This window comes from Propylenella binzhouense (genome assembly GCF_009866965.1).
Lineage (GTDB): Bacteria > Pseudomonadota > Alphaproteobacteria > Rhizobiales > Afifellaceae > Propylenella > Propylenella binzhouense.
Genome location: NZ_SPKJ01000134.1, coordinates 1 through 8,722, shown reverse-complemented (window position 1 = coordinate 8,722; position 8,722 = coordinate 1). Strand labels below are relative to the sequence as shown.

General features: G+C 71.3%; 10 protein-coding genes. 3 read left to right on the top strand and 7 right to left on the bottom strand.

The annotated features are described in order from the left end of the window. Window positions 1–769, bottom strand: a 769-nt coding sequence (cobA, locus tag E4O86_RS21125) for a uroporphyrinogen-III C-methyltransferase (RefSeq protein WP_161142526.1), incomplete at its 3' end; no start/stop codon positions are given. Between the two features lie 77 nt (window positions 770–846). On the opposite strand from cobA, the gene E4O86_RS21120 reads away from it, so the two are divergent. Next, window positions 847–1,953, top strand: coding sequence for a cobalt-precorrin-5B (C(1))-methyltransferase (locus E4O86_RS21120; protein ID WP_161142525.1), 1,107 nt, complete (start codon window positions 847–849; stop codon window positions 1,951–1,953). After that, a complete protein-coding gene (locus E4O86_RS21115) occupies window positions 1,946–2,710 on the top strand; it encodes a cobalt-precorrin-6A reductase (protein ID WP_161142524.1) in 765 nt (254 codons plus the stop codon). Before E4O86_RS21120 ends, E4O86_RS21115 begins: the two co-directional genes overlap by 8 nt. Before the next feature lie 4 nt (window positions 2,711–2,714). Here E4O86_RS21115 and E4O86_RS21110 read toward each other — a convergent pair whose 3' ends face one another. From E4O86_RS21110 to E4O86_RS21085, 6 genes are all read right to left on the bottom strand, one after another. Next, window positions 2,715–3,452, bottom strand: coding sequence for a glutamine amidotransferase (locus E4O86_RS21110; protein ID WP_205521021.1), 738 nt, complete (start codon window positions 3,450–3,452; stop codon window positions 2,715–2,717). A gap of 51 nt (window positions 3,453–3,503) precedes the next feature. Then, the gene (locus E4O86_RS21105) at window positions 3,504–3,977 is read right to left on the bottom strand and encodes a tellurite resistance TerB family protein (RefSeq protein WP_161142523.1); all 474 of its coding nucleotides are present in this window, start codon (window positions 3,975–3,977) and stop codon (window positions 3,504–3,506) included. A gap of 65 nt (window positions 3,978–4,042) precedes the next feature. Further along, window positions 4,043–4,858 (bottom strand): hypothetical protein, encoded by an 816-nt coding sequence (locus E4O86_RS21100; protein ID WP_161142522.1) that lies wholly within the window; start codon window positions 4,856–4,858, stop codon window positions 4,043–4,045. Continuing rightward, window positions 4,855–5,895, bottom strand: coding sequence for a GSCFA domain-containing protein (locus E4O86_RS21095; RefSeq protein ID WP_161142521.1), 1,041 nt, complete (start codon window positions 5,893–5,895; stop codon window positions 4,855–4,857). The genes E4O86_RS21100 and E4O86_RS21095 overlap by 4 nt, the downstream gene beginning before the upstream one ends. A gap of 165 nt (window positions 5,896–6,060) precedes the next feature. Beyond that, entirely contained in the window at window positions 6,061–7,461 is a 1,401-nt protein-coding gene (locus E4O86_RS21090; protein WP_205521020.1) for an ATP-binding protein, read from the bottom strand. Next, entirely contained in the window at window positions 7,458–8,183 is a 726-nt protein-coding gene (locus E4O86_RS21085) for a response regulator (protein ID WP_161142520.1), read from the bottom strand. Before E4O86_RS21085 ends, E4O86_RS21090 begins: the two co-directional genes overlap by 4 nt. A 193-nt stretch (window positions 8,184–8,376) precedes the next feature. Between E4O86_RS21085 and E4O86_RS21080 the strand changes: the two genes are divergently transcribed. Further along, a partial coding sequence (locus E4O86_RS21080) for an EF-hand domain-containing protein (protein ID WP_161142527.1) occupies window positions 8,377–8,722 on the top strand: 346 nt, incomplete at its 3' end.

The following is an 8,722-nucleotide window of genomic DNA, read 5'->3' as shown; positions in this document are numbered from 1 at the left end:
CGGCGCGGAGCCGGACCACGGCGCCGACGACCACGAGCGCCGGCGGCCCGAGGCCGCTCGCCGCGAGATCGGCGGGCGCGCGCGCGAGCGTCGTCTCCAGGACGGCCTGCCGCTCGGTGGTGGCGTCGCAGACGATCGCCACCGGCTCGCCGCCCGAACGGCCGGCCGCCATCAGCTTCTCGGCGATGAAGGCGAGGTGCTTCACCGCCATGTACATCACGATGACGGGCGCGCCGCGGGCGACGCCCTCCCAGTCGATCGAGGACGGCGCAAGGCCGGTCTGGTCGTGGCCCGTGAGGAAGGTGACGGAATGGTTGACGGCGCGGTGCGTCACCGGGATGCCGGCATAGGCGAGGCCGCCGATCGCGGCCGATATGCCCGGCACGATCCGGAACGGCACGCCGTGCTCCACGAGCGTCAGCCCCTCCTCGCCGCCGCGGCCGAACACGAACGGATCGCCCCCCTTGAGGCGGCAGACGCGCCGCCCCGCGCGCGCGAGCTCGACCAGCCGGAGCGAGATGTCGCGCTGGCGCGGCGACGGCTTGCCGCCGCGCTTGCCGGCATAGATCCGCTCGGCCTCGGGGCGGGCGAGCGCCAGGATGCGCCCGTCGACGAGAGCGTCATAGACGACCACGTCCGCCTGCATCAGCGCGTTGGCGGCGTGGAGCGTCAGCAGGCCGGGATCGCCCGGGCCCGCGCCGACGAGCCAGACCCAGCCCGGCTCGAAGCGAGGCAGGCCTTCGAAGGCGGAATGCGGATCAGGCTCCATGCCCCCTTCTAGCCGGCCGGAAACGTCCGCAAAAGCGCGATTGGAGCACCGCACCCGGAGGCGCTATAGCGTCGCTGATGGCCGAAGGGACTGCCGAGCGCGCGCCGGGCGCAAGCCTCCGCCGGGGATGGACCACCGGCGCCTGCGCGACCGCGGCCGCCAAGGCGGCCTTCGAGGCGCTCCTGACCGGGCACTTCCCGGACCCGGTCTCGATCCGCTTGCCGCGCGGCGAGACGCCGGCCTTCGCGCTCGCGCGGGAGCGGCTTGCGCCGGGCCTGGCGTCGGCCTCCGTCATCAAGGACGCCGGCGACGACCCCGACGTGACGCACGGGGCGGAAGTGACCGCCGTCGTGCGCCGGCTTCCGGAGGGGTCCGGCATCCGCTTCCGGGCGGGACCGGGCGTCGGCACCGTCACGCGCCCGGGCCTGCCCGTCCCCCCTGGCGAACCGGCGATCAATCCCGTGCCGCGCCGCATGATGGCGGAGGCGGTCGGGGAGGTCGCGGCCGCGCATGGCATCGCCGCGGACGCCGAGATCGAGATCGGCGTCGCCGGCGGGGAGGCGCTCGCGGCGAAGACGTGGAATCCGCGGCTCGGAATTCTCGGCGGCCTCTCGATCCTCGGCACGACCGGGATCGTCGTGCCGTTCTCCTGCGCGGCCTGGATCCACGCCATCCACCGCGGCATCGACGTCGCACGCGCAGCCGGCCTCGACCATGTCGCGGGGGCGACCGGCAACGCGTCGGAAGCGGCCGCGCGGCACCGCTACGGGCTGCCGGAGATCGCGCTCCTCGACATGGGCGATTTCGCCGGCGGCATGCTGAAATATCTCCGCACGCATCCGGTCGCGAAGGTCACGGTGGCCGGCGGCTTCGCCAAGATGGCGAAGCTCGGCCAGGGCGCGCTCGACCTCCATTCCGGCCGGTCGCAGGTCGACCGCGCCTTCCTGGCGGAGCTCGCGGCCGGCCTTGGCGCGCGCGCCGCGCTGCTCGAGCGGCTGACGGCGGCGAATACGGCGGCCGAGGCGCTCGCGCTCTGCGAGGCGGAGGGCCTGCCGATCGCCGGCGCCGCGGCGGAACGGGCGCGCGCGAGCGCACGTTCGGTGTTGCGCGACGCGCCGATCCTCCTCAACGTCCTGATCGTGGGCCGCGACGGGAACCCTCTGGCGGAGACGGGACATGGCTAAGGTGCTGATCCTCGGCGGCACGGCCGAAGCGGCCGAGCTCGCGGCAAGGCTCGCCGGGGACGACCGGCTGGAGACGGTCACCTCGCTCGCCGGCCTGACGCGGCTTCCGAACCAGCCGGCAGGTCACGTCCGGCGCGGCGGCTTCGGCGGGCCGGACGGGCTCGCCGCGCTCCTCAAGGCGGACGGCTACGCCGCCCTCATCGACGCCACCCATCCCTTCGCCGCGCAGATCGCCGAGCACGCCGCGGAAGCCGCCGACAAGGCGCGCGTGCCGCGGCTGAAGCTGGTGCGGCCGCCCTTCGAGCGGACCGACGACACGCGGTTCATCCCGGTGCGGTCGATGGCCGAAGCGGCGGAGCAGGTTCCCGCCGGCGCGCGGGTCTTCCTGGCCGCCGGCCGGCGCGAGCTCGCTCCGTTCGCGAAGCGGAAGGACATCTGGTGCCTGCTGCGGATGATCGAGCCGCCTGCGCCCGGGGAGGCGCTGCCCGCGGGCGAGCTCATCCTCGGCCGGCCGGCGGCCGATCCGGAGACCGAGATGGCGCTCCTCCGGGAGCACCGGATCGACTGGATCGTCTCGAAGGATTCCGGCGGCCGCGCGGGGGCGAAGATCGAGGCGGCGCGGCGGCTCGCGATTCCCGTCGTGCTCGTCGAGCGGCCGGAGCCGCCGGCGGGCGAGACGGTGCCGGATGTGGAGGCTTGCCTGGAATGGCTGGAGGGCGTGCTGGCGCAGGCCCCGGCGGAGCCGGCGCCGGGCTGACCGGCTATGCCGCCGCCGCGCGGCGCATGCCGGCCCGGGAATCCTGCGCGAGCCAGACGTCGAGGAAGTTCGAAAGCCACGCCCGCACGGGCGGATCGTAGCGGAACCAGCCCGCCATGTGCTCGCCCCGCGGGCGGGCCATCGGGAGCGTCAGGCGCTGGGCGCCCCTGACGGTCCAACGGCAGGCCATCGCATAGGTGAGCTCGCTGTGGAACTGCAGGCCCAATGCGGCCGGGCCGCAGCGGAAGGCCTGGTTTGCGAACACTTCGCCCCGCGCCAGGAGTTCGCAGCCGGCAGGCAGGTCGAAGCCCTCCCGGTGCCACTGGTAGACCATCTTCGGCCAGGCGCAGAGCGCTTCGCCCGTCTCGGTCGGATCCAGCCGGTAGAAGCCGATCTCGGCGCAGCCCTCGCAATGGCTGCAGACCGTCCCGCCGAGATGCTTCGCGAGCATCTGCGCGCCGAGACAGATGCCGAGGAAGGGCGCCCCTTCCGCGAGCGCGACGCCGATCCAGTCGATCTCGCGCTTCACGAAATCGTCCGGATCGTTTGCGCTCATCGGACCGCCGAAGATGATCGCCCCCGCATGTTCGGCCATGCTGGCGGGAAGCGGATCGCCGAAGCGCGGCTTGCGGATGTCGAGCGCGTAGCCCTTCGCGACCAGCATCTGGCCGAGCTTGCCGGGGCTCGATTGTTCCTGGTGGAGGACGACGAGGATCTTCTGGCGGGACGACGGGATCAGCATGGGAGAACGCGCGATTCGGAACGGTGCCGAGAAATCAGGCTAGCCTAAATATCATGTTTCCGGGCGTGTTGCAGGTGCGAAACGCTCCGCCACGGACGCCTTCGCCGCAAGCCGTTGCTCGCGAGGCACAGCGAGGAGTTCGGCGACGCGCCAGACGAGGTTCTCCTCGAATTCGTGCGGCACGCCGTCGGCATAGACGATTTCCCACAGGAGCCGGACGACGCCGAGACGCTCCTCCGCGCTCAACTGCCGTTTGAGGATGCTCGTGAAGCCGTAGAGGTCGATCGCCTCCTGTTCGGCGCGGAGCGCATCGCCGAGGAGCGTGTCCAGATCGTCGCCGACGAGACCGTATTGCCGCTTCAGGAGGTCGCGGACCCTGCCGCGCTCCACCGGCGAAACCTCGCCGTCGACGTCCGCCGCCTGGAGCAGCAGCGCCGCGAGCGCGAGCCGCGTATCGTCCTCGCTGAAATGCCGGTCCTGGGCAAGGCCCATCCGCCGGGCCATGTCCCGGAGCGCGTCAAGCATGAGTTCCACCGCCTAAAGGTAGGTGGGGAAAGCTCCTGCGCCAACCCGGGACGGGCCGCCCACGGTCAGGAAACGGATCGGAGGGCCTCCGGTCGGTCCTCTTCCGGGGCGGCGGCGGCGCGAAGGCGCGCCTGCTCCCGCCGGCTCGCCTCGACCCGCTCCTGGATGAGCATGAACCGGTCGATCTCGCGCAGCATGTAGACCCCGAATTTCGCGTTCCCGTGATGCAGGTCCTCCGTGCGGGCCGGCATCAGGTCGCTCCGCAGAAATCCGTCCGGGTCATAGGCGGTCGCCGGGGTCTGGACGACGGATATCCCCGCCGCCGAAAAGGCGCGGGCCGCGAGCGTCCTGTACTTTTCGCTGACGGCGAGCCGAACGACGCGGTCGTCCGGGTCCTGCATGCCCGGATGCGTCCGGTGTGGCGGCGGAGCGCCGATCACGAAGACCTTGGCGCCACCGTCGGCGAGCGTCCGGGCGAAGCGGATCGGCCATTCGACGAAGGCCTCGACCATCGCCGCAAACGCGGCCTGGGAGACGGGAAGCCGCCGGCGATCGCCCCCGGCCAGAGCGACGGGCGCCATGCGGGTCCACATCTCGTCGCGATGGAAGAAGGTGTCGTGCATCCCCATCGAAAGCCCGACCCACTCCAATTCGCGCGGATCGAGAGAGGGCGTGCCCATCAGCGCCTCGACCCTTCGCCGGACTTCCGCGTCCGTAAATTCGATCACGCCGTCCCTCGCCTCGAAGAACGGCTTCATCAGATCGTTCGCCGTCGCGACGGCACCGATCAGCAGCGGCTCCAGCCTCGGCATGCTGAGCCACGCGCTGCCGGCCTTCAGCACGATCGCATGCGAGTCGCCGATGATGAGGGTCCTCGTCACGACATGAGTTCCAGCTTCGCCTCGTCGCACCACACATCCTCCGGATGCCGGACCGGCCGGCGCCACGGCGCTGCCGGCGCGGCAACGGGCGGCGGCGGATGCATGTCGAAGAAGTGCTTCATCACGAGGTCGACGCCGGCCGGGGCGACCTCACGCATGTTGGCGCGGTAGTGGAGCCCGCGCGAGGTGGGCGTGGTGACGATTTCGTATGAGGGAAAGTAGTCGACGTCGTCGTCCTCGGCCGCAAGCTGGCCGGCGACCGCGCGCAGCACGGACTTGGAATAGGTCGTGGCCGAAAGGACGTGCTGGCCCGATGCCGTGGCCGTCAGGGGAACCGGGGAGACGGTGAAAAGATACCGCATCCGGGGATTGATGGCACGGACCTTCGCCATGAAGGTCCGCATGTCTTCGTAGACCTCCGCGAAAGCGAAATTGTGGAACTCGTGGATGCAATCGTCGAAGGTGCCCGCGACCGTACCGGGACAGACGGGAAAGACCGATCCATCCCGCCTGTCGCGCCACGCCTCGGTCAGGCCGAACGTGAAGACGAAGATGTCCGTCTCCTCGAAGAGCCGGCGCACGGCGGAAAAGTGGGCGTCCTGCATGGCCCGGAACTCGTCCAGATCCGCGAAGCCCTCCGGCTCGATGCTCGGGCGGAACGGGTCATGGACCCGCTTGTCCGAGATCCACGCGGCTTCGCACGGCTCCCGTTCGCCGAAGGCCCGCTCGAAGGTCTGGAGCAGCTGGCGCGCGGTATAGATGTTGCCGTAGCGCGCCGAATAGATGCCGTAGCCGAAACGCTGCCAGGCCTCCCGCGGCAGCAGCGGGGGCCCGGGCTCGAAATCCTGGTACTTGAAGCCGGCGCTCGCCAGCCGGCGGCCGATATGCTGGGCGAAGCAGCTTCCCGCCGTCGAGATCCGGTCCTCCGCCCCGAGCGGGAACCGGGGCTCGTAGAGCTCCGCAAATTCGAGCGGACCGGCGGCGGCGACGCCGGAGCGCCAGAAGGCGCGGCTCGGCATCCGACTGTAGGGGTTCATGCCATTGCGTTCCGAAAGTGCCCCCGGCGGAACGCCGGGCGCTGCAATGCAGCATCGGCATCGAGAAGCAGCAAGTCAACGGCCCCAGGCTTTTGGACGGGCGGACGCGCGCCGGCGCCTTCGGGCCGGAGGCGCGTCGCCGCGGGCGGGGCCGAAGCGGAAGGCTCAGGCGTGGGCGTCGCGCGGCAGCCTGACCTCCGCGCGCAGCCCGCCTTCGGGCCGGTTGGCGAGAACGACGTCGCCGCCGTGGCCGCGGACGATGGAGCGGGCGATCGCGAGGCCGAGGCCGGCGCCGCCGGTCTCGCGGCTGCGGGACTGCTCCATCCGGACGAAAGGCTCGAACGCGTCGGCGATCCTCTCCTCCGGAATGCCGGGTCCGTCGTCCTCGATCGTGACGAGCGGACCCGAGGGCGTCTCGGCGAGCGCGATCCGGGCGCGGCGGCCGTAGCGGACCGCATTCTCCACGATGTTGCGGAGCGCGCGGCGGAGGGCATTCGGCCGGCACGGATAGGGCAGCCGGCCGCGCTCGGCGAAGCGCACGTCCATGCCGAGATCGGAGAGGTCGTCGGCGAGGCTCTCCACCAGCGCCGCGAGATCGACCACCCGCAGATCCTCGGGCCGGGCCTCCTGCCGGCCGAGCTCGAGCGTCGCCTCGGTGATGTGCTGCATCTCGTCCAGCGTCGCGAGCATCTTCGCGCGCGTCTCCTCGTCCTCGACGAGCTCGGCGCGCAGGCGGAGCGAGGTGATCGGCGTCCGCAGATCGTGGCCGATCGCGGCGAGCAGCCGGGTGCGGTCGCCGATGAAGCTGCGGATGCGCTCCTGCATGCGGTTGAAGGCGGCCGTGAGCTTCCGGATCTCGTCGGGGCCGGCCTCCGGGAGGCTCTGGACGGGCGCGCCACGGCCGAACGCATCCGCATTCGCGGCGAGCCTTCCGAGCGGCCGCGTCACCCGCCGCGCGATGAAGACCGCGACGAGGAGGATGGCGACGGCCGTCGCCGCCGTCGAGACGAGCGTCGGCCAGGGGAGCGCGACCGGCTCGGCCCGGGTCCGCGTCTGCGCGTTGAGCCACATGGCGTCGGGAAGCGCCACGGAGACGACGATGTCGCGCTGCTCCTCCGCGATGCGCTGGCGCCAGGCCCTCAGCTCGGCCATGCCGTGCGGGCGCGGCGGCAGGAGCGTGAAGGAATTCCCCTCCCCGCCCCGGTCGACGAAGGCGATGCGGGGCCGTGCGCGGAGCGGCTCCCCGAGCATCCTGTCGAACTGCAGCGCGAGCGGGCCGCGCCCGGCTTCTCCGTCTTCCGGGACGACGCTCGCCGGGCTCACCCAGAAGCGGATGCGCCGCGAGCCCGCCGCCTCCGCGATCTCGCCCCTGAGGTCCGGCGGGACGCGCTCCAGGATGCGCATCACCGAGGCGGTGCGCTCGAGCAGGCCGGCGCGGTTGATCTGCCAGATCGCCTCGTTGCGCTCGCCGGCGAGCACGAGAAGCGTGATCGCCTGCGCGCCGATCAGCGCGAGGAAGAGCAGGGCGACGAGCTGCCCGCCGAGGCTCTTCGGCAGGACCCTCACCCGGCCACCTCCTCCGGCTCCGCGGCAAAGACGTAGCCGCCCGCCCAGACCGTCTTGATGAGGGCCGGCTGCCTGGGATCGGCCTCGATCTTCTTGCGCAGGCGGCTCACCTGGTTGTCGATCGAGCGCTCGAACGGCTCCATGGCGCGCCCGCTCGTGAGATCGAGGAGCTGCTCGCGGGAGAGCACGATGCCGGGGCGCTTGACGAAGGCGCCGAGAAGCCGGAACTCGGCGGTGGAGAGCGGGACCGCCACGCCGTCCTCGCCGACCAGCTCGCGGCGGGCGGTGTCGAACGTCCACCGGTCGAAGCGGATCCGCTCGCCCGCGACGGCATCCGCCTTGGCCGGCATCGCCTGCGCGCGCCGCAGCACGGCGCGGATGCGGGCGAGCAGCTCGCGCGGGTTGAACGGCTTCGTCAGATAGTCGTCCGCACCGATCTCGAGCCCGATGACGCGGTCGGTCTCCTCGGCGAGGGCGGTGAGGAGGATCACCGGGATCTCGGTCGTCTCGCGCAGCATCCGGCAGAGCGACAGCCCGTCCTCGCCCGGCATCATGATGTCGAGCACCACGAGATCGACCGCGCTGGTCTTGAGGAGCCGGCGCATCTCCTGGCCGCCCGAAGCGGTCGAGACCCGCAACCCGTTCTTGACGAGATATTTCGCCAGCGGTTCGCGGATGTCCGCGGAATCGTCCACGACGAGGATGTGCGGGGAAGGCTCCATTTCCGGGTTCTCTCGGCTCTCGTGAAGCGAAATATGCGATCCGGGCGCCCGCGTACCGAGAAATTTGTATCAAGGCGTATCGGGCCGCGCCCGCCGCGACAGCCCGGCACAAAGAGGCCGTTTGCGGAGAAATTCCTGCGACAGCCGGCCGGTATGAATGCCTCGTCCGAACGATTGAAACGAGGTGACCCTGATGAAGACCCCGACCAAGACCCTGATCGCCGTGCTCCTCGCCGCCAGTGCAGGCGCGGCGTTCGCCGCTCCGAGCTTCGCCCAGGGCGGCGCACCCTGGCCCGACGCCGGCCACCGCTTCGAGCGCCACGGCGCCCAGCACGGGCACGGCCGCGAGCACGGTCCCGCCGGCCGCATGATGATGCGCGCCGCCTTCGAACGCTTCGACACCAACAAGGACGGCAAGATCACGCAGGCCGAGGTCGACGAGGTGCGCGGAAAGCGGCTCGCCCAGTTCGACAAGGACGGCGACGGATCCCTCAGCCTCGACGAGTACCAGGTGCTCTGGCTCGACGCGATGCGCGAGC